Annotated in this window: 19 protein-coding genes and 2 pseudogenes; 11 read left to right on the forward strand and 10 right to left on the reverse strand. The window is 46.6% G+C overall.

Annotation, left to right across the window (positions count from 1 at the left end; genetic code table 11):
* The first annotated feature begins 233 nt into the window (after positions 1–233).
* From QUD86_RS01055 to QUD86_RS01065, 3 genes and pseudogenes are all read left to right on the forward strand, one after another.
* The gene (locus QUD86_RS01055) at positions 234–3,203 is read left to right on the forward strand and encodes a ribonucleoside-diphosphate reductase subunit alpha (protein ID WP_286297402.1); all 2,970 of its coding nucleotides are present in this window, start codon (positions 234–236) and stop codon (positions 3,201–3,203) included.
* 45 nt (positions 3,204–3,248) lie between these two features.
* Complete coding sequence (locus QUD86_RS01060) at positions 3,249–4,409, forward strand: ribonucleotide-diphosphate reductase subunit beta (protein WP_286297403.1); 1,161 nt, start codon at positions 3,249–3,251, stop codon at positions 4,407–4,409.
* A 331-nt stretch (positions 4,410–4,740) separates the two neighbouring features.
* Positions 4,741–5,201 (forward strand): annotated as a pseudogene (locus QUD86_RS01065) (histone H1-like DNA-binding protein).
* Positions 5,202–5,315: 114 nt separating this feature from the next.
* On the opposite strand, the gene QUD86_RS01070 reads toward QUD86_RS01065, so the two are convergent.
* The 6 genes and pseudogenes from QUD86_RS01070 to QUD86_RS01100 form a co-directional block, all read right to left on the reverse strand.
* Positions 5,316–6,275: a carbohydrate kinase family protein gene (locus QUD86_RS01070; protein ID WP_286297405.1), complete on the reverse strand. Its 960-nt coding sequence runs from the start codon at positions 6,273–6,275 to the stop codon at positions 5,316–5,318.
* A 676-nt stretch (positions 6,276–6,951) separates the two neighbouring features.
* Positions 6,952–7,872, reverse strand: a pseudogene (gene prmA / locus QUD86_RS01080) (50S ribosomal protein L11 methyltransferase); the annotation flags it as partial.
* A 66-nt stretch (positions 7,873–7,938) separates the two neighbouring features.
* Positions 7,939–9,303, reverse strand: a complete 1,365-nt coding sequence (gene accC / locus QUD86_RS01085) for an acetyl-CoA carboxylase biotin carboxylase subunit (protein ID WP_286297406.1) — start codon at positions 9,301–9,303, stop codon at positions 7,939–7,941.
* 10 nt (positions 9,304–9,313) lie between these two features.
* The gene (accB, locus tag QUD86_RS01090) at positions 9,314–9,784 is read right to left on the reverse strand and encodes an acetyl-CoA carboxylase biotin carboxyl carrier protein (RefSeq protein ID WP_286297407.1); all 471 of its coding nucleotides are present in this window, start codon (positions 9,782–9,784) and stop codon (positions 9,314–9,316) included.
* Positions 9,785–9,820: 36 nt separating this feature from the next.
* A complete protein-coding gene (aroQ, locus tag QUD86_RS01095) occupies positions 9,821–10,270 on the reverse strand; it encodes a type II 3-dehydroquinate dehydratase (RefSeq protein ID WP_286297408.1) in 450 nt (149 codons plus the stop codon).
* Between the two features lie 269 nt (positions 10,271–10,539).
* The gene (locus tag QUD86_RS01100) at positions 10,540–11,067 is read right to left on the reverse strand and encodes a TlpA family protein disulfide reductase (protein ID WP_286297409.1); all 528 of its coding nucleotides are present in this window, start codon (positions 11,065–11,067) and stop codon (positions 10,540–10,542) included.
* 26 nt (positions 11,068–11,093) lie between these two features.
* On the opposite strand from QUD86_RS01100, the gene mpl reads away from it, so the two are divergent.
* Genes mpl through mtgA form a run of 6 tightly spaced genes read left to right on the forward strand, consistent with a single transcriptional unit; the run spans position 11,094 to position 17,818 of the window.
* The gene (gene mpl, locus QUD86_RS01105) at positions 11,094–12,536 is read left to right on the forward strand and encodes a UDP-N-acetylmuramate:L-alanyl-gamma-D-glutamyl-meso-diaminopimelate ligase (RefSeq protein WP_286297411.1); all 1,443 of its coding nucleotides are present in this window, start codon (positions 11,094–11,096) and stop codon (positions 12,534–12,536) included.
* Positions 12,533–13,261, forward strand: coding sequence for a beta-ketoacyl-ACP reductase (locus tag QUD86_RS01110; RefSeq protein ID WP_286297412.1), 729 nt, complete (start codon positions 12,533–12,535; stop codon positions 13,259–13,261). The genes mpl and QUD86_RS01110 overlap by 4 nt, the downstream gene beginning before the upstream one ends.
* Before the next feature lie 2 nt (positions 13,262–13,263).
* Positions 13,264–15,252 (forward strand): ribonuclease catalytic domain-containing protein, encoded by a 1,989-nt coding sequence (locus QUD86_RS01115; protein ID WP_286297413.1) that lies wholly within the window; start codon positions 13,264–13,266, stop codon positions 15,250–15,252.
* A 13-nt stretch (positions 15,253–15,265) separates the two neighbouring features.
* Complete coding sequence (locus tag QUD86_RS01120; RefSeq protein ID WP_286297414.1) at positions 15,266–16,096, forward strand: energy transducer TonB family protein; 831 nt, start codon at positions 15,266–15,268, stop codon at positions 16,094–16,096.
* Between the two features lie 27 nt (positions 16,097–16,123).
* On the forward strand, positions 16,124–17,032 hold the full coding sequence (gene aroE, locus QUD86_RS01125; protein WP_286297417.1) for a shikimate dehydrogenase: 909 nt from the start codon (positions 16,124–16,126) through the stop codon (positions 17,030–17,032).
* Between the two features lie 21 nt (positions 17,033–17,053).
* Complete coding sequence (mtgA, locus tag QUD86_RS01130; protein WP_286297418.1) at positions 17,054–17,818, forward strand: monofunctional biosynthetic peptidoglycan transglycosylase; 765 nt, start codon at positions 17,054–17,056, stop codon at positions 17,816–17,818.
* 88 nt (positions 17,819–17,906) lie between these two features.
* On the opposite strand, the gene pyrF is transcribed toward mtgA, so the two are convergent.
* Positions 17,907–18,752, reverse strand: coding sequence for an orotidine-5'-phosphate decarboxylase (gene pyrF / locus QUD86_RS01135; RefSeq protein WP_286297420.1), 846 nt, complete (start codon positions 18,750–18,752; stop codon positions 17,907–17,909).
* A gap of 74 nt (positions 18,753–18,826) precedes the next feature.
* Between pyrF and corA the strand changes: the two genes are divergently transcribed.
* Positions 18,827–19,798 (forward strand): magnesium/cobalt transporter CorA, encoded by a 972-nt coding sequence (gene corA, locus QUD86_RS01140; protein ID WP_100379342.1) that lies wholly within the window; start codon positions 18,827–18,829, stop codon positions 19,796–19,798.
* Between the two features lie 37 nt (positions 19,799–19,835).
* Here the strand turns inward: corA and QUD86_RS01145 are convergent, their stop codons facing one another.
* Genes QUD86_RS01145 through thiL form a run of 3 tightly spaced genes read right to left on the reverse strand, consistent with a single transcriptional unit; the run spans position 19,836 to position 22,010 of the window.
* Positions 19,836–20,381 carry a CinA family protein gene (locus tag QUD86_RS01145; protein WP_286297421.1) on the reverse strand — a complete coding sequence of 182 codons (546 nt, stop codon included), beginning with the start codon at positions 20,379–20,381 and terminating at the stop codon, positions 19,836–19,838.
* A 2-nt stretch (positions 20,382–20,383) separates the two neighbouring features.
* Entirely contained in the window at positions 20,384–20,959 is a 576-nt protein-coding gene (locus QUD86_RS01150) for a phosphatidylglycerophosphatase A family protein (RefSeq protein WP_286297422.1), read from the reverse strand.
* Between the two features lie 10 nt (positions 20,960–20,969).
* A complete protein-coding gene (gene thiL / locus QUD86_RS01155; RefSeq protein ID WP_286297423.1) occupies positions 20,970–22,010 on the reverse strand; it encodes a thiamine-phosphate kinase in 1,041 nt (346 codons plus the stop codon).
* 84 nt (positions 22,011–22,094) lie between these two features.
* Between thiL and QUD86_RS01160 the strand changes: the two genes are divergently transcribed.
* Complete coding sequence (locus QUD86_RS01160; RefSeq protein ID WP_286297424.1) at positions 22,095–24,470, forward strand: NADP-dependent malic enzyme; 2,376 nt, start codon at positions 22,095–22,097, stop codon at positions 24,468–24,470.
* The last annotated feature ends 60 nt before the right edge of the window (positions 24,471–24,530 follow it).

Raw genomic sequence — 24,530 nt, forward strand, 5'->3', positions numbered from 1 at the left:
CCTTTGCATGAATAGGGGAGAATATCCTGCACCAAAGTGGCCCCAAAATAAGCCGAAATCCTAGGGAAAATACTTACAATTATTTGAGATAATTGATTTCTAAATTCCCATTTATTCCCTATACTTAGTACCAAATTCAATTTCAGACACTAGATGTAGTGGTTGGAGACAGTTTTACCCCCTTAATTTTTAATAATTTTTTGTCCAAATAACTATAAATAAGCAGGAAACAGATGACATACGCTAACCCTCAGACAGCAGAACAAACTACCAGTAGCAATAACCCAGGAATGAACCCTTCGGACTCGATGAGTCAGACCCCATCTGCCGGCTTTATTGCAGGCGGTATTGGTGGTGGCCAAGCCACTCAGCTGTCCGACTACAAAATTATTCGACGCAATGGTTCTGTTGTGGCATTCGAGCCCTCTAAAATTGCGATCGCGGTCACAAAAGCATTTTTGGCGGTCAATGGTGGTCAAGGTGCGGCTTCAGCACGTGTTCGCGAGCAAGTAGAACAGTTAACCCATGCGGTCGTTCGCGCCTTATTGCGCAGTCGTCCCAATGGCGGCACTTTTCATATTGAAGATATCCAAGATCAAGTTGAATTAGCTTTGATGCGCAGTGGCGAGCATAACGTTGCTCGTGCGTATGTCTTGTATCGCGAAAAGCGAAATCAAGAGCGTGCCACTCAGCAAGGTGCCGCGCAAGAAAGTCAGGCCGCGACCGATGCTGCCCAATCTGGACTGAAGGTGAACGATAACGGCCAGGAGAAATGGCTCGATATGGCGGCTTTGCGTACGATTATTGAGGCTGCCTGCGAAGGTTTGGGTACTCAAATCGTTGCAGGCCCGATCATTACCGAAACCATCAAGAACTTATATGATGGCGTGCCATTGGCGCAGGTATACGACTCCGCTATTTTGGCTTCACGTACCCTCATTGAAAATGACCCAGCGTATAGCCAGGTTACTGCACGTATTTTGATGCACGTGATCCGTAAAGAAATTTTGGGTCGCGAAGTATTGCAAGGCGATATGCAGGCGGAATATGCCCCTTACTTTGCTAGTTACATTAATGAAGGCATTACCGCTGAGTTGTTAGACCCACGTATGCGTGAGTTTGATCTGCCAAGATTGGCTGCTGCATTAGACGCAAGCCGCGATTTGCAGTTTAACTACCTTGGCCTACAGACTTTGTACGACCGCTACTTCTTGCATATTGAAGATCGCCGTATTGAAATGCCACAAGCGTTTTTCATGCGCGTTGCCATGGGCTTGTCTTTAAACGAGTTAGATCGTGAACGTCGTGCCATTGAATTTTATGAAATCCTATCTACTTTTGATTTCATGTCCAGTACGCCAACCTTGTTTAACTCAGCGACGACACGTCCGCAGCTATCAAGCTGCTATTTGACAACCGTAGATGATGATTTGGAAGGCATTTATGAGGCACTCAAAGAAAATGCACTCTTATCTAAATTTGCTGGTGGCTTAGGTAATGACTGGACCAATGTTCGCGCCTTGGGAAGTCATATTAAAGGTACCAACGGTAAGTCTCAAGGTGTTGTGCCTTTCTTAAAGGTAGTGAACGACACGGCAGTTGCAGTTAATCAAGGTGGTAAGCGTAAGGGTGCAGTCTGTGCTTATTTAGAAACATGGCACTTAGACATTGAAGAGTTCTTAGAGTTGCGTAAGAACACGGGCGATGATCGTCGTCGTACCCATGATATGAATACCTCCAACTGGATTCCTGACTTGTTTATGAAGCGTGTCATGGAGGGTGCTGATTGGACTTTATTTACACCATCGACCACTCCTGATTTGCATGACAAGTACGGTAAAGCATTTGAAGAGGCTTATGTTGCTTACGAGAAAAAAGCAGACGATGGTCAATTAAAGCCATTCCGCCGTATTCCTGCGCAGCAACTCTGGCGCAAAATGCTAGGCATGTTGTTTGAAACGGGTCACCCATGGATCACTTTTAAAGATCCTTGCAATATCCGTAGCCCACAACAGCATATTGGCGTAGTTCACTCATCAAATTTGTGTACTGAAATCACGCTCAATACCAATGAAAGTGAGATTGCTGTTTGTAACTTAGGTTCTGTGAACCTAACGGCACACATGACAACAGATGCATCTGGCAAAATGATTTTGGATCACGAGAAACTGCAAAAGACAGTGCGCACGGCAATGCGTATGCTCGATAACGTAATTGACATCAACTATTACGCGGTTGCTAAGGCGCGGAATTCAAACTTAAAGCATCGCCCTGTGGGTATGGGCATCATGGGCTTCCAGGATTGCTTGCACATGCAGCGCATTCCATACGCTAGTGATGAGGCAGTGCAGTTTGCAGATTCATCGATGGAAGCCGTTTGTTATTACGCCTATCAAGCTTCAAACGAATTGGCTGAAGAGCGGGGCGTCTATACGACCTATAAGGGCTCATTGTGGGATCGCGGCATTCTTCCGCAAGACTCAGTAGCAATGTTGGCAGAGCAGCGCGGCGGTTACTTAGAAGTTGATAGCTCTTCCACAATGAACTGGGAAGGTTTACGTGCGCGTATTAAGCAGTTTGGTATGCGTAATTCAAACTGCGTTGCCATCGCACCGACTGCGACGATTTCCAATATCATTGGTGTGTCGGCATGTATTGAGCCTACATTCCAGAATTTGTTTGTGAAGTCCAATCTGTCAGGTGAGTTCACGGTAGTTAATGAGTATTTGGTACGCGACTTAAAAGATCGTGGTTTGTGGGATGAAGTGATGATTGCGGATTTGAAGTACTTTGATGGCACTTTATCCAAGATTGATCGTGTTCCACAAGATTTACGTGATTTGTACGCTACTGCATTTGAAGTAGAGCCAAGTTGGTTGGTTGAAGCAGCATCCCGTCGTCAGAAGTGGATTGATCAGGCGCAGTCACTCAATATCTATATGGGTGGTGCATCTGGCAAGAAATTAGATGACACGTACAAGTTGGCTTGGTTGCGCGGTCTAAAGACAACGTATTACCTTCGTACCATGGCGGCGACTCATATTGAGAAGTCTACTGTGAAAGGCGGCCAACTCAATGCGGTTTCTAGCGGCGGCGGTGTGAACGGCACGGATGCAGCGGCAGCAGCTCAAGAATTAGATGGTCCGGCGTGCACGATGCGCCCAGGTGATGATGGATTTGAAGAATGTGAAGCATGCCAATAAGCCATTTGCTTATTGGATCTAAAAAGAAAAATTAGGGAGAAGTTTATGTTGAATTGGGAAGAAGAAGTTGCCCCAGCATTTGTAAAATCAGGTCTTGTCGATCAACCAATGGTTGCAGAGACGCCGCGTCCAAAGATGGATGAGGTTGCTTTGGCTCCGTTGGCGGCAATCGTTGCCGAAAAAATGACCAGCCGCGTCAATGTAGCGGATAAGCGCATTATTAATGCCAAGACTGATGTAAATCAGCTTGTGCCATTCAAATATAAGTGGGCATGGGAAAAGTATTTAGCTGGCTGTGCAAACCATTGGATGCCACAAGAGATCAATATGAACCGCGATATCGCGCTTTGGAAAGATCCAAACGGCCTTACAGAGGATGAGCGTCGCATTATTAAGCGCAACCTTGGTTTCTTCACCACTGCGGATTCTTTAGCGGCAAACAATATCGTTTTGGGAACGTATCGCCATATTACTGCCCCAGAGTGCCGTCAATACTTACTGCGCCAGGCTTTTGAAGAAGCGATTCACACCCATGCCTATCAATATATTGTGGAATCTTTAGGCCTAGATCAGAGTGAAATTTTCAATGCGTATAACGAAATTGAATCGATTCGCGCTAAAGATGAGTTCTTAATTCCGTTTATTAATGTATTAACTGACCCAAATTTCAAGACAGGTACATTAGAAAACGATCAAAAGTTGCTTCGTTCATTGATTGTTTTTGCTTGCGTCATGGAAGGTTTGTTCTTTTATGTTGGTTTTACGCAAATACTTGCAATGGGTCGTCAAAACAAAATGACAGGTGCTGCTGAGCAGTATCAATACATCTTGCGTGACGAGTCTATGCACTGCAATTTTGGCATTGATTTAATTAATCAAATTAAGCTGGAGAACCCCCAGATATGGACCTCCGAGTTCAAAGATGAGATCAAATCGATCTTCGAAAAAGCGGTGGAATTAGAGTACCGTTATGCCGAAGATACGATGCCTCGCGGAGTGCTCGGATTGAACGCGCCCATGTTCAAAGGTTACCTAAGATACATCTGTAATCGCAGATGTTTGCAAATAGGACTTGACGCCATGTTCCCAAATGAAGAGAATCCATTCCCATGGATGTCAGAAATGATTGATCTGAAAAAAGAACGAAACTTTTTTGAGACACGCGTTATTGAGTACCAAACTGGTGGTGCACTAAGTTGGGAGTAGTAGCTTACTAAAAAGTGCATAGCCGGCTAAATAGGAGATTAGACGGTTGGATAGTTTTAAAAGTCAGCAAAACCAGACTCAAATCCGAAAACCCTTATTCAAGGGTGTCTGGATTACTCTCTCTATTTTTTCTAGCAAATTTAAAAAGCCGTTGTCCCTTGGGGCAACGGCTTTTTTTCCAAGATTCATTAGCGTGCAGCACCTAGCATCAAGCCGCGCGCCGATGAATAGCTCGCTCGTCACCCAGCATGCTGCAAAGCAAGCCGGGATTGAATGGTCGGGTTTTCTTAATCGGTAGTTCGTATTCATCTTCACGTGAAGGAGTATTACTATGGCAATCGCCAAGAAGAAAGTTGCTGCAAAGAAGCCTGCTGCTAAAAAAGTAGCTGCTAAGAAGCCTGCTGCTAAAAAAGTAGCTGCTAAAAAGCCAGCCGCTAAAAAAGTAGCAAAAAAGAAGCCTGCTGCTAAAAAAGTAGCTGCTAAAAAGCCAGCCGCTAAAAAAGTAGCAAAAAAGAAGCCTGCTGCTAAAAAAGTAGCTGCTAAGAAGCCTGCTGCTAAAAAAGTAGCTGCTAAGAAGCCTGCTGCTAAAAAAGCTGCTGCTAAGAAGCCTGCTGCCAAAAAAGCTGCTGCTAAGAAGCCTGCTGCCAAAAAAGTAGCAAAAAAAAAGTAAGTAAGCCTGCTGCGAAGAAAGCGGGCAAAGCAGTAAAAAAGCCCGTGGCTAAAAAAGTTGCCGCTTCAACTACGTTGAATCCGGCTGCCGCTTGGCCCTTCCCAACTGTTACACGCCCATAAGTTTTGACTTGTGAGCGGGTTAAGTTCAAAGGGATCTCTCACGAGATCCCTTTTTTATTGCCGTTTGATCCTCAAATGCCCTAGATAAAGGGAATTTTTAGTCCTTATGGGGTTTTAGAATGCAAAACCAAAGGCGGATTTAAATTGAGACACAATCTCATCTTTACTGATTTGATGATTTTGAGGCCCTTGGTGGGCAATTTTGATCGAACCCATTAAGCTGGCCAGTCGACCAGTGGATTCCCAGTCCATGCCATTCTCTAATCCAAAGAGCAGTCCCCCACGAAATGCATCACCACATCCGGTGGGATCCACTATTTTTGCCGCTGTCACGGGCGGAATGGCAATACATTTGCCGTCAACGTAAATATCTGCCCCTTCAGCACCTTTGGTCACAATCAAAGCCTTCACTCTTTCTGAAATTGTTGCCAGACTAAGTCCGGTTCTTTGGGAAAGCATCTCACCTTCGTAGTCATTAACAGCGAGATAGCTGGCTATATCAATCAGCTCTAGTAGCTCTGGACCATTAAACATAGGCAGACCTTGGCCTGGATCAAAGATAAATGGAACACCAGCTTCGGCTAATTGGTGGCAGTGCTCCCACATGCCTTGACGACCATCGGGCGCAACAATGCCAAATTTTGCGGTGCCTTTGGCGCTTTGCGTACGCTCTTGTATTACTGCTGAAACTAAATTGAGATGAGATTCATTCATAGCTCCCGGATGAAATGCCGTGATTTGATTATTTGCTTGATCCGTAGTAATCATGGCTTGGGCTGTAAAACCAGTCTCTATTTGACGAATGTGTGTCGCATCAATCTGCAATTGCTTTAATCGATCTAGGTAAGGGCCTGCGTCATTTCCGACGGTAGCCATGATGATGGGGTCACCACCCAGTAAATTGAGGTTGTAAGCGATATTGCCTGCACACCCACCGAATTCGCGGCGCATGGTCGGTACTAAAAAGGCCACATTCAGAATATGAATTTGCTCAGGCAAAATTTGATCGGCAAATTTGCCTTCAAAGTTCATGATGGTGTCGTATGCAATTGAGCCGCAGATCAAGCTGGCCATAAGTTACTTTCTAATAAAAGATAAATGAAGGAGTGAGGGAGCAAAGGAGTGAATGAATTAAGGTGCAAAGGAATTAAGGATAAAAAACCCTAACGCGATAGCCTGCCGCGTTTTGCGGAAGAGATAGCGGCAGTTCTAAGCGATAAATTTCACCAGAGGGAGCGCCGCGAAGTAAAAAATTGGGATGCGATGTTTGCCAAGCGCTTGGTACCCAATCTTGTGGAGTCAGCAAAATTAATTTCATTTCAGATTCCTCAGCATCAGTGAGAGAAATTTCTAAATTTGGAAATAAAACAGAGATCGCAAGACGATTTTGTATTTCCACTTGCAGTACAGATTGATTTGAAGCTGTTTTAAGGCCCTCTCGCGAGTTTTCTGACGCAAGGGTGGCAGTAGTTATTTTCCACGCAGAGAAATCGCTTGTAGAGCGATTGACGCACCCTAGCGCACGACATAATTTTTCATCCACCTGCTGCAAAATTGAAAATGCACTTGATGCTATCGGTGAAGATGTTCCATCAACGCGGGTTGCAAGCGCTGGCAATAGTGCATTTCTTGAAAGGTGCTCAGCAAAAAGGATGAGCAGAATAAAAAATAGACCTAAGGCAATAAATTTAAGACTTTTTTTTTGAGTTACCGCAAAAGAATGATTGGTGTCATCCATTTTTGCATTGAGGGTGCCATGCAAGCAAACCCAACCGTCACTCTCTTTCCAGACAGCTAGGGTTAACCATTGGCTGTAAGTTGCGATGACCTCTTCTGCTTGGCGCGCTAGAACACCAGACAAGACAATTTTTCCGCCAACACGCATCTTATTTACTAGTGCAGGTGCGAGCACTTGCAGTGGATTTGCCAAGATGTTGGCCATCACGATGTCATATTTTGTCTGCGCTGCTAACTCCGGCTCGCCAGCATTGGGTAGAACAAATCGGATTGTTGTGTGATTGATTTCCGCATTGCTGCTAGCAGCCACCATCGCTTGAGGATCGATATCGGTTCCTACGACTGGGCTACAGCCTAATTTTGCTGCGGCAATCGCAAGAATTCCAGATCCACAGCCATAATCCAAGAGACTTTGATTTTGAAGTTGGCTGTTTTGCTCAAGCCACAGTAGGCATAGGTGTGTTGTGGGATGACTACCCGTACCGAATGCTAGCCCCGGGTCAACTGCTAAACAAATAGCGTTTGGGTCGATAGGTGCTTCATGCCATGAGGGAACCACCCAAATACGCTCACCAATTTGAATGGGGGCAAACTGACTTTGCGTTAAGCGTACCCAATCTTGGTCCTCAACAATTCTTTCTTGAGGTGTCGGTAGATGAAATCCGGCCACCTTGAGAGAGCTTAAGAGTTCTGGAATGAAATGTTCGGCTGCAGAACCATCAATCTCTGGATTAAATAATGCTGTGACCGAGGAGCGATCCCAGGCCTGAACTTCGGGAGAGAGACCTGGCTCGCCATAAAGGGGATTCTCATCGTAACCACCGGCAGCATCATCTTCCACCGTGACTGAAAGTGCACCTAGCTCTAACAAAGCATCACCAAAAGGCTCTGCAATTTCTGCGGGGACTGTAAAAACTAACTCACGATAAGACATGTATTACCCACATAGATGAAATGAATTGCACGTCAGGATCAAGGCTTTAAACTCTTGGCTTACAACTTACGGCTTACCCCGACTAGCGGCCTGTTCTTCAAGGCGATGCTCCAGGTAGTGAATGCTGGTACCACCCTCAATAAAGTTGGGATCAAGCATAAGCTCACGATGCAGTGGCACATTGGTGGTGATGCCATCGATCACCATCTCAGAGAGGGCAATTTGCATCCTGCGGATTGCCTGCTCTCTAGTATTGCCATAAGCAATCAATTTTCCGATCATAGAATCGTAATGAGAGGGCACTACATAGCCACTATAAGCATGGGAATCTACCCGAATACCAGGGCCTCCTGGCATATGGAATGAACCAATGCGACCAGGACTAGGGGTGAACTTAAATGGATCTTCTGCATTGAGGCGGCATTCAATCGCATGGCCGCGAAAGACGATATCTTTTTGGCGGTAACTTAATTTGAGGCCAGCGGCAATCCGAATCTGCTCCTGAACAATGTCAACACCGGTAATCATTTCAGTCACTGGGTGCTCGACTTGGACACGGGTATTCATCTCAATAAAGAAGAACTCATCATCTTCAAACAGAAATTCAAAAGTACCGGCACCGCGATAACCAATTTTTCGGCATGCTTCAGCACAGCGTTCGCCAATTTTGGCGATTAAGCGACGATCAATACCCGGTGCTGGCGCCTCTTCAATTACTTTTTGATGGCGACGCTGCATAGAGCAATCACGCTCACCTAGCCAAATAGCGTTTCCATGGGTATCGGCCAAAATTTGAATTTCTACATGGCGAGGCTTCTCAAGAAACTTCTCCATATAGACTTCTGGATTACCAAAAGCGCGACCAGCTTCTTCTTTGGTCATATTCACAGCATTAATTAATGCCGCTTCGGTGTGAACAACACGCATTCCACGTCCACCACCCCCGCCAGCAGCCTTGATGATGACTGGGTAGCCTACTTTTTTAGCTGTGGCAATAATTTCTTTTGGGTTATCTGGCAAGGCGCCTTCAGATCCTGGTACACAAGGAACGCCCGCCTTAATCATGGCGCGCTTGGCAGACACTTTGTCACCCATTAAGCGAATGGATGCCGAGGTAGGACCAATAAAAGAAAACCCAGATTTTTCTACCCGCTCTGCAAAATCGGCATTCTCTGACAGAAAGCCGTAGCCTGGATGAATCGCTTCGGCATCAGTCACTTCTGCCGCAGAAATAATGGCCGGCATATTGAGGTAACTGAGGGTGGAAGGGGGAGGTCCAATACAAACGGCTTCATCTGAAAGTTTGACGTATTTAGCTTCTTTGTCGGCAGTTGAATACACCACTACCGTCTTAATTCCCAACTCACGACAGGCGCGTTGGATGCGAAGTGCAATTTCACCGCGATTAGCGATGAGGATCTTAGTGAACATATGGGCCGATCTAGGTGATGATGAAAAGCGGCTGGTCAAATTCAACCCCTTGACCGTTTTCACACAGAATTTGCTTAATTACGCCATCTTTTTCAGATTCAATCTCATTGAGTAGTTTCATAGCTTCAATGATGCATAGGGTCTGTCCAATCTTGACGGTATCGCCTATGTTGACAAAATTTGCAGATTCCGGATTTGCTGCGCGATAGAAAGTGCCAACCATCGGGGAGCGAGCCACAAAACCTGTTTCAGCCGGAGCTTCTTGAGGAATGAGCGCCTCAGCAGCTGGCGAAACAATTGCTGCCGGATTGCCTTGCATCTGCTGTATCGGAGCCTGGTTAGCGTACACAATCTGGCCCGCTGGCACTGAGGATCCAGCATTAACAATACGTACGCGGTCTTCACCCTCATTGACTTCTAATTCAGAAATGCCTGATTCAGAAACAAGGTCGATTAAGGTTTTGAGTTTTCTCAGGTCCATGGGAGGGATTCCTTTTTAGTAATGCTGAACAAATAGTTATGGGTTTAAACGTGCAACAGCCGCTTGTAGGGCCAGCTCATAGCCAATAGGGCCTAAGCCACAAATGACGCCAGTGGCAATGTCAGATAGATAAGAGTGTTTGCGAAACTCTTCACGCTGATGAATATTGGAAAGATGCACTTCTGTGAATGGAATGGCAACACCCGCCAAAGCATCCCGTAAGGCAACACTAGTATGGGTAAGGGCACCAGGATTGATGATGATGAAGTCGATGCCGTCTTGTTTAGCTTTTTGAACACGGTCAATCAACTCGCCCTCATGATTGCTTTGGAAGGTCGATAGATCCACAGACGCTGACTTTGCGATCGCTTCAAGCTTGATATGAATATCTTGCATCGTCGTTTTGCCATATATCTCTGGCTCGCGTGTCCCCAGTAAATTGAGGTTTGGGCCTTGGATAACAAGAATTGAGATATTTTTTGACATTTATCAGTCTTTTTAGCAACAGTTAAGTTAGATTGAATATCTTAGCCAAGGAAAATTTTTCAATAAGAAAATACGAATTTACCCTGTCAAACGGTTTGCAAAGCTCTTAAATGAGTATAACCCTGACGCCTGTAAAAAAGCCCAAAAGTGGCGCTTATTTATATTTTTTAAGTGCTTCAAATAAAAAAATGGGGTTGAGTAGGCTTAAATAATGCTTACACAATACTGCTAACCCTAATTTAATTGACGATAAAACACAATAAAAATGCTTATAAAGCGGATTTTATGTATTTTCTGAGCTCTTCTTCGCTTATCTTGCCAAGCTTACTGCTAGTGGCTTTACCCTGGGCATCAATTACAACGGTGTACGGGAGGGCGCCCTGAGCATTGCCCATTTGCTTTGACAGGCTACTGCCTTCTAACCCTCCAATAACGATGGGATAAGAAACAGGGGTACTTTCTAAGAATTGACGAATGTTAGAGGGTGAATCGATGCCAATGCCAACAAATAAGACATTTTGATTTTTAAACTCAGCCTGTAGTTTATCTAGGGTAGGCATTTCTTCTACGCAAGGAGGGCACCAGGAGGCCCAAAAGTTCACGACTAAGACTTTCCCCTGCCATTGGGCTGTATCAACAGCATTTCCGTCTGGTGTTTTCCAGGAATTAGCAAAAAAAGCCTTAATTGCTGGATCTTTTGCGAGACCTGCTTGATAAATCCATTGGGAAGTCAGCACACCAGCAAGTAATGCCAAGGCACCCGTAATGGCGATGATTACCCATTGTCTTCTGTTCATTCCAACTCCTTCGCTAAAATTCAGTGATGCATATTCATATCTTAGGCATTTGCGGCACCTTCATGGGCGGTATTGCCGCTATCGCTCGGCAGGCCGGACACCGCGTTACCGGCTGTGATGCCAACGTTTATCCACCAATGAGTACACAGCTTGAAGCCCAGGGCATTGATCTCATTGAGGGATTTTCGCCAGATCAATTATTACAGTTTCAGACAATGCCCGATTTATTTGTGATCGGCAATGTGGTTTCTCGAGGCAATCCATTGATGGAGGCCATTCTTAATCAGGGCCTCCCATACACCTCGGGTCCACAGTGGCTTGGTGAGCAGGTCTTGTTTGGTAGGCACGTATTGGCAGTGGCGGGCACTCATGGGAAAACAACGACATCAGCCATGCTGGCTTGGATCTTAGAATTTTCCGGATATAAGCCAGGGTATCTAATTGGTGGCGTGCCACTGAATTTCACAGTCTCAGCTCGCTTAGGTGAAGGTCAATATTTTGTTATTGAGGCAGATGAATATGACACAGCCTTTTTTGATAAGCGCAGTAAATTCGTACACTACCGACCCCGCACTGCTTTACTCAATAACTTAGAGTTTGATCATGCGGATATTTTTGCGGATTTGCCCGCTATCGAAACCCAATTTCACCATCTCGTGCGAACGGTGCCTAGTGATGGTTTGCTGGTAGTCAATGGCGAAGAGCCCGCTTTAGAGCGTGTGATTGAGCGGGGTGCGTGGGCTCCAGTAGAGCGTTTTGGCCAAGCTGAGAAAAATGAATGGTCTTTGATCTCTGAAGAAGGTGACGGCTTTACTGTGATGAAGGGTGGTAAAGCCCTTGCCGCCGTGACCTGGGCAGCGGATTCAGGAGTCATGGGTCGCCATAATCAACTCAATGCATTAGCCGCTATTGCGTCTGCAAATCACATTGGTATTACGCCTGCTGACGCTGCTAGAGCGCTAGCAGAATTTAAAAACGTTAAGCGACGCCTAGAAACAATTGGGGTTGAAAATGAGGTGACGGTCTATGACGATTTTGCGCATCACCCTACCGCGATTACCACTACGGTAGATGGCTTACGTCGACGTGTAGGTCAAGCGCGCATTTTGGCGGTGCTCGAGCCACGCTCGAACACCATGAAGCTAGGCGTTATGAAAGCCCAGCTACCGGCTAGCTTAGATGCGGCGGACAAAATATTTGCCTATGGCGCAGATGCCGGAAAAGAATCATTGGGGTGGGATTTAAATACAGTGTTATCCCCGCTCAACATTACTCAAACAGATCGTGCCAGAGCCTACGATAATATCGATGCATTAGCGCAAGCAATTGCACAAGAGGCCAGACCTGGTGATCACGTGTTGGTCATGAGCAATGGCGGATTCGGTGGAATTCATCAGAAAATCTTAACTGCAATTAAAAAAATAGCATTAGACAAAAACCAGAAACCAGAAAGCGGGTCAATCCGATGAGATTAAAGGATAAGGTAGCCATCATCACGGGGGCTGCTAAGGGTATTGGTTTTGCAACTGCCAAGCGTTTTGCTCAAGAGGGTGCAAAGGTGATGATTGCGGATATTGATCCAGAGGCAATAAAAGCCGCCGTCGATCAAGTTCCGGGGTCTGAGGCTCATGTGGTCAATGTCACCGATCGCGTGAGTATTCAGGCAGCGGTAGATCAAATCATGCAGCGCCATGGCCGGATTGATATTTTGATTAATAACGCAGGCATTACTCAAGATGCCCGCTTGGTCAAGATGACCGAAGCACAGTTTGATGCAGTTATTGATGTCAATCTGAAGGGGGTATTTAATTGCGCTCAATTGGTGGTACCCCACATGTTAGAAGCTGGCCAGGGTTCTATCGTGAACGCCTCGAGCGTTGTTGGTATTTATGGAAACTTTGGGCAGACAAACTATGCTGCGAGCAAGTTTGGAGTCATCGGTTTCACCAAAACATGGGCCCGAGAACTCGGGGCTAAAGGAGTGCGTGTGAATGCAGTCTGCCCAGGTTTTATTGCTACTGAAATGGTCAACGCGATGCCTGAAAATATTTTGCGCGATATTGAGCGACGAAGTTGGCTCGGGCGACTCGGAACTCCAGAAGAAATAGCCAATATCTATTTATTTTTAGCAAGCGATGAAGCTAGCTATGTAAATGGGGTTGCACTTGAAGCCAGCGGCGGGATCTCTCTTTAAATATGCATCTTTTATATGAGGAGGGTGGTGACATCAAGGTCGCCACAGTGCAGTCAGCATCTGGTAGTGGGGATACAGAGTCCTGGCAAGCCACCAGTCTGTCTGGTAAGAAAATCAAGCTTAAGGCTAAGGAAGTCTGGCTACGATTTGAAAAGCCTGAGCCACAAGCATTAATGGATGAGGCCAGTACGCTAGCCAAAGAAATCGATCTATCCTTTTTATGGGACTGTGCTCCCGATGAAGAGTTTAGTCTGGTGGATGTAGCGCTTGAATACTTTGGCGCTGGAGCTAATATTTTGCAACAGACTGCCTTAGCTATTGCGTTACAAAGTGCACCCGTGTTTTTTCGTCGTAAAGGGCGCGGACGATTTCAGCGGGCGCCGCTAGAGCAGTTGCAAGCGGGCTTAGCTGCTATAGAGCGCAAGCAAAAAGAATCAGAGCAACAGGCGATCTGGCAAAAAGAATTGGTTTGCGGAGTTTTCCCTGAAGCGCTTGCATCGCAAGCAAGCCAGTTATTGTTCTCTCCCGATAAAAATACTTCAGCATACAAAGCATTTATTGCAGCGTGTACAGAATCAGGTGAATCTCCAGCACAACTGATGATCCGATGTAAGGCGATTGATTCGCCTTTGGATTATCACCAAGGGATGTTTTTGAAAGCCCATTTTCCTGGTGGCTCTGCTCACGATGCTTCACTAGTGGTGGATCAGGCGGTCTTTGAGCAAGCTATTGCAGGACTCCCTGTAGCCAAGGTCATTGCCTTTTCCATTGATGACGCTGGCACTACAGAAATTGATGATGCTTTATCAGTGGCATCCATTGATGGAGGTGGTCATCGCATTGGTATTCATATTGCGGCTCCAGGACTGGTTATTACTAAGGATGATCCCTTAGATCAAGCTGCCCGTTCACGCATGTCTACAGTCTATTTTCCTGGGGATAAGATCACGATGCTGCCCGATGCGGTGATTGGGCAGTTTTCATTGGATGAGGGTGCGCCACGTCCAGCTTTATCTATTTATGTTGATCTTGATAGTGCGGGAGTAGTAGATAAAGATTCTTTGCAGTTGCGTGCCGAGATGGTTCCAATGGGTTCGAATTTGCGTTTGGAAAATCTAGAGCATCAAGTAACTGAAGAAAGCCTGGTTGATACGCAGGCTCAATTTTCTTATCGCCAAGAACTGTCGGTGCTTTGGAATGCTGCCAAGCTGTTACATGCAGGTCGCCAAGAGCAACGGGTCGTGAATGGATTGCGCCCAGAAAAATTAGGCGTCATTGACCCTAATGCGCTGGCAAGAGATTTTCATTTTCAAATTCAAGAGCACGATGGTGTCCAGCGTGTAGACATTACTGCGCGTCAACGGGGATCCATTCTCGATACGATTGTGGCTGAGTGGATGATCTACTGTAATAGTGCATCGGGACGTTTATTGGCTGATCATGGTTTGCCCGGGATCTTTCGCACCCAAAAGGGCTGGGGCCCATTGAGGACCCGCATGCAAACTACTCCAGGACCACATGAAGGCTTGGGTTTAGATTATTACGCTTGGTGTACATCGCCTCTGCGCCGTTATTCTGATTTGGTCAATCAATCACAATTGCTGGCGATTGCTAAGCATGGTGTCATGGCAAAAATGGTTGCTCCTTTTCCGCCACGAGACGCCGCTTTAATGGGTATTGCCGCCGACTTTGAATCTTGTTATCAGGCCTATGGTGAATATCAAGACCGACTTGAAAAATACTGGTGCTTACGCTGGATTGGACAAGAGGCGTTGCCTAAGCAAGTATTTGTCAGGCATTTAAAAGAGGGTATGTCACGGTTAGAGCCTATTCCTTTGCACTTATCCGTACCGGAGTTGGCAACGCATCCTCGCATGACGCGTGCAGAAGTCATGATCGATGATGTTGATCTATTGCAATTAAGTGCTGGAGTGCGGGTGCTTCATATTGTCACACCTGAAGTCATTGCGAGTGATGTCAGCGCTACCTAGATTGAGGTCCTTCTTGGCTTTCTTGCAAGGCCATTGGCAGCGTCACCCGTTCCGTTCAGCTTTGTGCGTATCGATTGTTCTGCACCTTATTTTCTTATCTTTTCGCTGGGGTATTGGAGAGATCCAGAGCAGACGCCTGAATACGCCACTCAGTGTTGTGTTGGTAAATGCTAGCAATCAAACCAGTCCCAAGCAGGCTAGTAAGTTAGCGCAGGCAGATTTGAGTGGGGGTGGCAATACCGCAAATCAAGATGCAACGGCAATGCACCGAGCTAGGCTAGGTAGTGAGGCGCGAGTGGAGGTATTAGAAAAACAACAACAGCAGATGTTGGCAAAGCTAGATGCAGAAAAAGCACTTTCTGGCGGTCGCAAAAGTGGGGATGAGAAAAAGGTGACATCACAACTCAATGCACTTGAGGCTGAGTTAGCCAAGCGTTTACAAGTAAATGGACGTGAGCCACGTCGTAAGGTCTTAACGGGCGCTAGTACTAAGGCAGTAGTGTTTGCGCAGTATTACGATGCGATGCGTCAAAAAATTGAGACCTATGGCAGTGCTTTTTTTCCTCGGGCTAATGGCCGACCCCTGTATGGCAGCTTAGTTATCGTGGTGAGCGTCGATTCTCAAGGCCGTATTGCTAGCAATCCAGCAGGTAAGGATGGGCTCAGTATCGGTCGCAGTTCAGGCAATCCCGAATTAGATCGTCAGGCCATGGCAATTGTGAGAGCATCTGCTCCATTTGGACCCTTCCCAGCTGAAATGCAACGTCAGATTGATATTTTGGATTGGATTTCTACTTTTGAATTCACACGAGATGGTTCTGACCGCTTAGAGTTACGCCGTTAATCAAAATACGCTTATCCTGTAATCCATATGAGTCAACACCAAATCATCGAATGTAATCTAGACCCCGCTCAATTTCCTGGCTTGGATGTCTACGCAGTTGCCGGCAATCCTATTGCCCATAGCAAGTCTCCTACTATTCATAAACGGTTTGCAGAGCAGTCACAGCAAGCGATTCACTATGGCCGCTTGCAGCCCGCACTAGATGATTTTGAAACAGCCGCCAAGGTATTTTTTGCTGCCGGCGGCAAGGGGATGAACGTAACCGTTCCATTTAAGTTAGACGCTAAAGCTTTCGCTCAAGAACTTAGTCCACGTGCACAACTAGCGGGTGCTGTAAATACCTTATCGATTCAGAATGGAAAAATTGTTGGTGACAATACGGATGGTGCTGGCTTAGTGCGAGATTTATTAGCGCAAGGCATTCAGATGCAAGGTGCTCGTATTCTGGTTTTAGGTGCCGGCGGTGCTGCCCGGGGTGTATTGGGTCCTCTGTTAGACCAACTACCGCAACAATTGGTCTTGGCTAATCGCTCTGCTCCTAAAGCAGATGCATTGGTGCAATTATTTTGCGAGCTAGCTAGTGCGCGCCAGGTCGCTCTGCAGTCTGCCCGCTTGATTGACTTAGCAGGTTCTGCAATTAGCAATACTCCTTTTGATTTGGTTATTAATGCAACTGCAGCCGGATTAAGTAATGCATCGCCCATTACTGATGCAGTGGCGAATCATATTTTTTCAACAAAGTCATTTGCCTACGATATGGTTTATGGCCAAGTGACGCTGTTGATGCGGCAAGCATTACAAAGAGGTGCCCGTGTCAGCGATGGATTGGGAATGTTGGTTGAACAAGCCGCTGATGCATTTCTGATCTGGCGTGGTTCACAGTGGAGCGAAGTGATTGATCCTCGCGCTGTATTGAACGAGCTACGCAGCATCTAAACCCCTTTAGATTAAATACCGATGCGCTGGCTTAGCTATTTTTTAAAGTGTATTTTCGGTGGCTTTATCGCCATGCAGATCTATTTTGTAATTCAAATTGGTTTATGGGTTTTCATTAACCCCAGCAGTACCGCCTTTCAGCGTGCAGAAGATTGGCGCTTATGTGGCCTGCGTTGGGCTTGCGCAGTTCAATCCTCCTGGGTGCCTTACAACAACATTTCCGTTGACCTCAAGCGGGCTGTTCTTGTAAGTGAGGACGATATTTTTTTTCAGCATCTGGGTGTGCGGGTAGACGATATGCAAAAAGCCTGGGTTAAAAATGCCCAAAGCAAGCAAAGCAAGCAAAGCAAGCAAAGCAACTCCGCTAATAGCGCCCAATCTAGCACCGCATTACGTGGTGGATCCACCATCACTCAGCAGTTAGCTAAAAACCTGTTCTTATCGTCAGAGCAACATTATTTCCGTAAGGGGCAGGAGCTCATCATTACTGGCTTGCTTGAGCTAATACTTCCCAAGAAAAGACTTTTTGAGATTTATCTCAACTCAGTAGAGTGGGGTGAGGGTATTTTTGGTATTGGAGCAGCATCACAGCATTACTTTGGGATTGCGCCTAATGCATTAGGCCGCGAGCAATCGGCAGCACTAGCCTCCGCTTTGCCGGCACCTAAGTGTTTCGACAAAGCCCAGTACTGCCGTAAGGCGAATATTCATTTTCCAACGCGACAAAACTTTATTCTAGAAAATATGGATAGAGTAGCCTTGGCATCAACCACCCTGAAGAAATAAGATCGCTAGTGGCCCAACTAGCAACGATTAGCAACAACCAGCAACAACTAGCAACAACCAGCAACAGCACCGCTAGTAATACGATCGTTTATTCAGCGCTAGCTAAACCCAGCGCATCACGCGTAGCAAAGGCTACTTTTCTTGCGGCCTCGGCAAAATCAGGGCCTGCACTTGCGTACAAAATGGCCCTTGATGAGTTAATCATCATGCCTGTGCCGGGCCGATGAGGAATGCAGCCTGCTTTGACGGTAGCGTCAATATCGCCACCTTGAGCACCAATCCCCGGAACGAGTAGGGGCATCTCTCCAACAATGGCCCGTACTTGTGCGATTTCTTCTGGGAAGGTGGCTCCAACAACTAAGCTAATTTGTCCGGAGGCATTCCATTGCTGCGCGGCTAGTGTTGCTACGTGCAGATACAGGGGCTGACCATCCGGGCTCACTTTCAAAAATTGTAGGTCTGAGCCTCCGGGGTTTGAGGTGCGGCATAAAACGATGACCCCTTTTCCTGGGTGGGCAAGGTAAGGCTCAATCGAGTCAAAGCCCATATACGGGTTCACAGTGACGGCATCGGCGCCATAGCGCTCAAAGGCCTCAAGGGCATACTGCTCGGCAGTGCTTCCGATGTCACCCCGCTTGGAGTCTAGGATCACGGGGATATGGGGGTATTGATCCTTCAGGTAGCCAATGAGCTTTTCAAGCTGGGCTTCAGCCCTTTGAGAGGCGAAGTAGGCAAATTGTGGCTTGAAGGAACAAACCGCATCTGCAGTAGCATCTGCGATTTCACGGCAAAACTCAAAGAGACCCTCAGGCCTTCCCTGAAAGATCGCGGGCAGGCGTTTAGGATCTGGGTCAAAACCGACGCACAACATGCTGCCTTGGGAGGCCCACGCAGACTGGAGTTGTTGGGTAAAGGTATTTGAGCTTGAGTTCATTGGATTTAAGTTTATTTTAGTGAAACTGTCATGTTCTATAGGATAAACTAGCGCTCATTCCTTAGGAGTTCACCATGATCAACCTGTTCGTCCTGCAAAACGGCCGGCTCTCTCAAGAGCAAGTGGAAGATCGCAATGAATTGTTGCAGTATTCAAACCCGATCTGGATCGATGTTGTTGACCCTGAAGAGGAAGAGCTCATTTGGATTAAAGAAGCTTTTGGCGTTCTTTTACCTGAATTAGATGATTTAGGCGACTTAGAAGCTTCTGCGCGATATTTTGAGGCCGACGATGGCCATCTCCATATTCGTACCGATTTCTTACTGGACGAACAAGAAACCTCCCGTAACGTTCGGGTTGCTTTTGTACTCACTAAGCAAGTCCTCTTCTCGATTCATGATGAGGATTTACCCGTTTTCCGTTTAGTCCGTCTGCGGGCGCGTTTACGTCCAGGTTCAGTTAGTAATGCCAAAGATGTCTTGCTCGATTTGTATTCGACTGATGCTGAATATTCTGCCGATGCTCTAGAAGAGGTTTATGAAAATCTCGAGCAAGCCGGTAAGCGCGTTCTACAAGATGACATTACCGATAACGATGCAGAAGAAGTGCTCGAAACCATCGCCAAAGAAGAGGATACGAATGGACGTATCCGTCGCAATGTAATGGATACCCGCCGTGCATTGTCCTTTTTGATGCGCAGTAAATTATTGTCTGATGAGCAGCAGGAAGAGGCGCGTCAGATTTTGCGTGACATCGACTCATTAGAAAACCACACGGCATTTTTATTCGACAAGATTAACTTCTTGATGGATGCAACGGTTGGTTTTATTAACTTGAACCAAAGTAAGATCATCAAGATCTTCTCGGTGGTATCAGTTGCCTTAATGCCGCCTACCTTACTAGCCAGCGTCTGGGGTATGAATTTCCGTTACATGCCTGAGCTAGAGCAAACCTGGGGTTATCCAGTGGCCATCATCTCGATGATGATTTCAGCGATGATTCCATTGTGGTACTTCCGTCATAAGGGCTGGTTAAGCTCTCGTTAATTTTTTTAGCTTCGCTTGAGCGCTTAGTGATATTGCTTTAGGCAGGCAGTAGCGCCAATAATCTAGACAGTGCGTAATCACGCGCTTGCTCACGAACTGCTTGACGATCACCGGTGAAATGCATTGTTGCAACTGTGACGTTGTTAGTGACGTTGCTAGTATTTTTTCCCAGACTTTCTCTCACAGCCCATGCAAAGCAAACCGTGCCAACAGGCTTTTCTACTGAGCCACCGGTAGGGCCAGCGATGCCGGTAATCGCAATAGCGACATTGACATTGGCTTGCTCTTGGGCACCCGCAGCCATTTCTTGAGCGACTTGTTCGCTGACAGCCCCAAAAGAATCAATCGTTTGAGCTAACACGCCCAAGCATTCTGTTTTAGCCTGATTGCTATAGGTAATATAGCCACGCTCGAACCAATCGCTTGAGCCAGCAAGGTCAGTTAGGGCAGCACACACTAAGCCTCCAGTACAGGACTCTGCGAGTGCAATGGTCCAGCCATGCTTAGTGAGTGACGTAGCGAGTGACGTAGTGAGTGACGCAGCCAATGCTAAGGGCGGCTGATGTTGGTTTGCAGTGGTCATATTTACGAGAGTACCATCAGGCCAGCGTGCGCCAGTGCCAGCGTGAGGAATGTCAATAGTGCAGCCGCAAGATCATCAGCGATGATTCCAAAACCACGCCAAAGAATTTGCCGACTACTCGAAGGAGTAGTACTGTCGATGGCTTCTATTTTTTTAAAGTGCGCATCAATCCAACCAATGGGCCCAGGTTTAACTGCATCAAAGAATCGAAAGAGTGCAAATGCCAACAGCTGCACCCAAAAATGAGTCGGCATGAGGCAAATCAGCAGCAAGCAAAAAGCCACCATTTCATCCCATACGATTCCGCCAAAATCTTTTTTACCTAATTCTTCACTCACCCGTCCGCAGATCCAGCATCCGAGCAGTAGTCCGATTCCAACAATCCACAGCAACTGTTCTGTGCTTAAAAAAGATTGACCCAGCAAAAATATCGCCCAAGCCCACAGTGTGCCGGCGGTACCAGGGGCAAACGGGGCCAGCCCGCTGCCAAACCCAAAGGCCAAGGCACGTATAGGGCTAGCAAAGACCCATTGAAGATTCGGTTTGGTGATGGCGGATTGACTCGTTTTTGGGCTCATGCCTTAGTGCTCATGCAAAGTGATCAAAAGATTGAAGAAAGGTATCTATGGTTGATGCAGGCAATTTTTTTCCATCATGGTCAATGAGAGTCATCTCAGGCTCAGAGCCTTTCATAGGCTTCATGGTGCCAATGTGGGTGAGTGGCAACTGTAATGTTGTGCTCAAATTTTCAATAGCAGTTCGTTGATGGGTGGGCGCTGTAAAGCAGAGCTCGTAATCATCCCCACCGCAGGACGCATATAAGCGTTGAAGATCTAGCGGCTGCTTTAATAGCGTTGGTGACTTGGGTAGTTGATCTAATACGATTTCTGCATCTTTTTGAGATTGACGCAAGACATGCTTTAAGTCCCCCAGTAGACCATCCGAAACATCGATCGCGGCATGGGCAATGCCTCGTAAAGCGAGTCCTAATTCAACTCGGGGGACGGGTTGGTGCATTTGAGATTCAATGGCATCCAGATCTACTAGTGGAAGTTGTATTTCATGACGCAATGCAGCAAGAGCGAGCCTGGCATCACCAACGCATCCCGATACCCAGATGTCATCGCCATCCAATGCAGTGGATCTTCGGATAGCACTTTTTTTGTGGGTACTTCCAAAAGCGGTAATACAAATATTTAGCGGGCCCGCCGTAGTATCACCACCAATTAATGGGCAGGAGAACCGATTGGCAATGGCAAACAGTCCTTTGCTAAAACGCTCGAGCCAGTGGGGATCAGCGCTAGGTAAAGCAATCGCCAGTGTGAAGCCTAAGGGCTGAGCCCCCATGGCTGCTAGGTCTGAGAGGTTTACTGCTAAGGCTTTCCAGCCGAGCCACCCAGGATTTGCCCCAGCAAAAAAATGCCTACCCTCTACCAACATATCGCTAGTAATGGCCATGTCTTCATTGGCTTGGTTTGCCAATAACGCGCAATCATCTCCAATTCCCAGAGTGACTGATCCTGGATTAGCGGCAAGCATTTGTTCTGAATGCATTTTGAAGAAACGCTGAATCAGGTCAAATTCACCTAGTCGAGTAGATTGAGGATCTTGAGGGGGTTGAAAATACATGTCCCATTTTATGGCTGTTGGGAGTTGGACATCCGAGAGGATTAGAATTAAACCTCTGTATAAGCCTGATGGGTGTGTGAACGAATGAGTAAGCCAGAAAATAAGCCAACAAATAAGCCAACAAACAATCCAACGAGTAAGCCAAACAGCAGCACCAAAGAACAGCAAATAGCTGATTTAAGGGCGGCTGCTCTTCATTACCATGAGTTTCCTGTACCTGGCAAGATTGAGATTGCCGCTACCAAGCAACTGACCAATCAGCGAGATCTTGCTTTAGCTTATACCCCTGGAGTTGCTGCAGCATGTGAAGAGATCGTCAAAGATCCTGCGAATGCATTTCGTTATACAGCCCGCGGTAACTTAGTAGGCGTGATCACCAACGGCACTGCTGTTTTGGGTTTAGGAAATATTGGACCGCTGGCCAGTAAGCCGGTGATGGAAGGCAAAGCAGTGCTCTTCAAGAAATTTGCTGGTATTGATGTTTTCGATATCGAAGTGAATGAAAACGACCCCGATAAACTAGTCGAAATTATTGCGGCACTGGAGCCTACCTTTGGTGGCATCAACTTAGAGGACATTAAAGCTCCGGATTGCTTTGTAGTTGAGCGGAAGTTACAGGCCCGCATGAAGATTCCCGTTTTTCATGATGATCAGCATGGAACGGCGATTGTGGTCGCTGCTGCGATTCTGAATGGCTTAAAAGTGGTGGGCAAAGATGTAGGTAACGTCAAGTTGGTTACCTCTGGTGCTGGTGCAGCGGCTTTGGCTTGCTTAGATTTGTTGGTAGATTTAGGCGTTCCCCGTAAAAATATTTGGGTTACTGACTTAGCCGGCATTGCTTATAAGGGTCGCCAAGAATTAATGGACCCTGAGAAGGAGCCCTTCTGCCAAGAGACAGAGCTGCGCACTTTAGATCAAGCGATTGAAGGCGCAGATATTTTCTTAGGCTTGTCTGCAGGCGGCGTACTAAAGCAAGATATGGTGAAGAAAATGGCACCCAGGCCACTGGTGTATGCCTTAGCAAATCCAACCCCAGAAATTCTGCCTGAGGAAGTCAAGGAAGTTCGCCCAGATGCCATCATGGCTACCGGTCGTACGGATTACCCTAACCAAGTGAACAATGTTTTATGCTTTCCGTTTATCTTCCGTGGCGCCTTAGATGTGGGCGCGACGACGATTACGCGCGGTATGGAAGTCGCTGCGGTAAAGGCTGTAGCCGAATTGGCACAAGCGGAGCAGAGTGAAGTAGTGACCTCTGTTTATGGCATTGAGAATCTCTCTTTTGGCCCTGACTATTTAATTCCAAAGCCATTTGATCCACGTTTAATTACGGTCATTGCACCTGCGGTTGCTAAGGCAGCAATGGATGATGGTGTTGCATTGCGTCCGATTAAAGACTTTGATGCTTACCGCAACCAGTTGCAACAATTTGTTTATCACTCTGGCACTTTGATGAAACCGTTATTTAGTATTGCTAAAGATGTTCTAGCAAATCAAAAGCGGATTGTGTTTGCTGAGGGTGAAGATGAGCGCGTATTACGTGCCGTACAAATTATTGTGGATGAGCATCTTGCGACACCGATCTTAATTGGACGCCCGGCTGTGATCGAACATCGCATTGAAAAATTTGGATTACGTATCAAGACTGGTGAAGATTTTGAGATCGTCAACCCTGAAAATGATTCACGCTTTCGGGATTTCTGGCAAACCTATTTAGCGTTGACTGAGCGTAAGGGTGTTACAGAGTCGTTCGCCAAACTAGAAATGCGTCGTCGTCATAGTTTGATTGGTTCGATTCTGATCAGCAAGGGGATGGCCGATGGCATGATTTGTGGAACAGTAGGCAACTTCGCGACTCACCTTCAGTATGTGAACGAGGTAGTGGGTCATGAACCTGGTGCCAATGTTTATGGTGCTATGTCGGGCTTGATACTGCCGGGTCGCCAAGTATTTTTAGTCGATACCCATGTCAATATCGATCCTACTGCTGAACAGTTAGCTGAATTAACCATCATGGCTGCAAATGAGATGCGCAAGTTAGGTATTGAGCCTAAGGTGGCGCTTTTATCGCATTCCAACTTTGGCTCCAGTAGCGCGCCATCTGCGGTCAAAATGCGAGACACCTTAGCGTTGATCAAAAAGGCCGATCCAAAGTTAGAGGTGGATGGTGAGATGCACGGAGATAGTGCTTTAGATGCGACTATTCGGGCTGGTGCGGTAACGTCTTCCCCATTAGAGGGCGATGCTAATTTGTTAGTGCTACCCAATATTGACGCTGCCAACATTTCTTACAACCTACTCAAAACAGCAGCTGGTAATGGCATTGCAATTGGTCCATTGCTGTTGGGCGTTGCCAAACCGATTCATATTCTGACGCCTGCAGCAACGGTGCGCCGAATTGTGAATGTGACGACTTTGGCGGTGGTTGAGGCTGCTAGTAACGCTAGGGCAGCTGTCTAGGGCGGTTATTGATGGATAATTTAAGTTGGCTAGTACTTGCTAACTTAAATTATTCTGATA

Source organism: Polynucleobacter sp. TUM22923 (assembly GCF_030295705.1).
GTDB lineage: Bacteria > Pseudomonadota > Gammaproteobacteria > Burkholderiales > Burkholderiaceae > Polynucleobacter.

Coding starts and splice junctions, on each gene's coding strand:
- aroQ (WP_286297408.1), bottom strand. CDS start 10,270: ATGTCAAAAAATATCTCAATTCTTGTTATCCAAGGCCCAAACCTCAAT.
- corA (WP_100379342.1), top strand. CDS start 18,827: ATGATCAACCTGTTCGTCCTGCAAAACGGCCGGCTCTCTCAAGAGCAA.
- QUD86_RS01060 (WP_286297403.1), top strand. CDS start 3,249: ATGTTGAATTGGGAAGAAGAAGTTGCCCCAGCATTTGTAAAATCAGGT.
- mtgA (WP_286297418.1), top strand. CDS start 17,054: ATGCGCTGGCTTAGCTATTTTTTAAAGTGTATTTTCGGTGGCTTTATC.
- QUD86_RS01150 (WP_286297422.1), bottom strand. CDS start 20,959: ATGAGCCCAAAAACGAGTCAATCCGCCATCACCAAACCGAATCTTCAA.
- mpl (WP_286297411.1), top strand. CDS start 11,094: ATGCATATTCATATCTTAGGCATTTGCGGCACCTTCATGGGCGGTATT.
- accC (WP_286297406.1), bottom strand. CDS start 9,303: ATGTTCACTAAGATCCTCATCGCTAATCGCGGTGAAATTGCACTTCGC.
- QUD86_RS01115 (WP_286297413.1), top strand. CDS start 13,264: ATGCATCTTTTATATGAGGAGGGTGGTGACATCAAGGTCGCCACAGTG.
- QUD86_RS01110 (WP_286297412.1), top strand. CDS start 12,533: ATGAGATTAAAGGATAAGGTAGCCATCATCACGGGGGCTGCTAAGGGT.
- accB (WP_286297407.1), bottom strand. CDS start 9,784: ATGGACCTGAGAAAACTCAAAACCTTAATCGACCTTGTTTCTGAATCA.
- thiL (WP_286297423.1), bottom strand. CDS start 22,010: ATGTATTTTCAACCCCCTCAAGATCCTCAATCTACTCGACTAGGTGAA.
- QUD86_RS01070 (WP_286297405.1), bottom strand. CDS start 6,275: ATGGCCAGCTTGATCTGCGGCTCAATTGCATACGACACCATCATGAAC.
- QUD86_RS01145 (WP_286297421.1), bottom strand. CDS start 20,381: ATGACCACTGCAAACCAACATCAGCCGCCCTTAGCATTGGCTGCGTCA.
- aroE (WP_286297417.1), top strand. CDS start 16,124: ATGAGTCAACACCAAATCATCGAATGTAATCTAGACCCCGCTCAATTT.
- pyrF (WP_286297420.1), bottom strand. CDS start 18,752: ATGAACTCAAGCTCAAATACCTTTACCCAACAACTCCAGTCTGCGTGG.
- QUD86_RS01160 (WP_286297424.1), top strand. CDS start 22,095: ATGAGTAAGCCAGAAAATAAGCCAACAAATAAGCCAACAAACAATCCA.
- QUD86_RS01100 (WP_286297409.1), bottom strand. CDS start 11,067: ATGAACAGAAGACAATGGGTAATCATCGCCATTACGGGTGCCTTGGCA.
- QUD86_RS01055 (WP_286297402.1), top strand. CDS start 234: ATGACATACGCTAACCCTCAGACAGCAGAACAAACTACCAGTAGCAAT.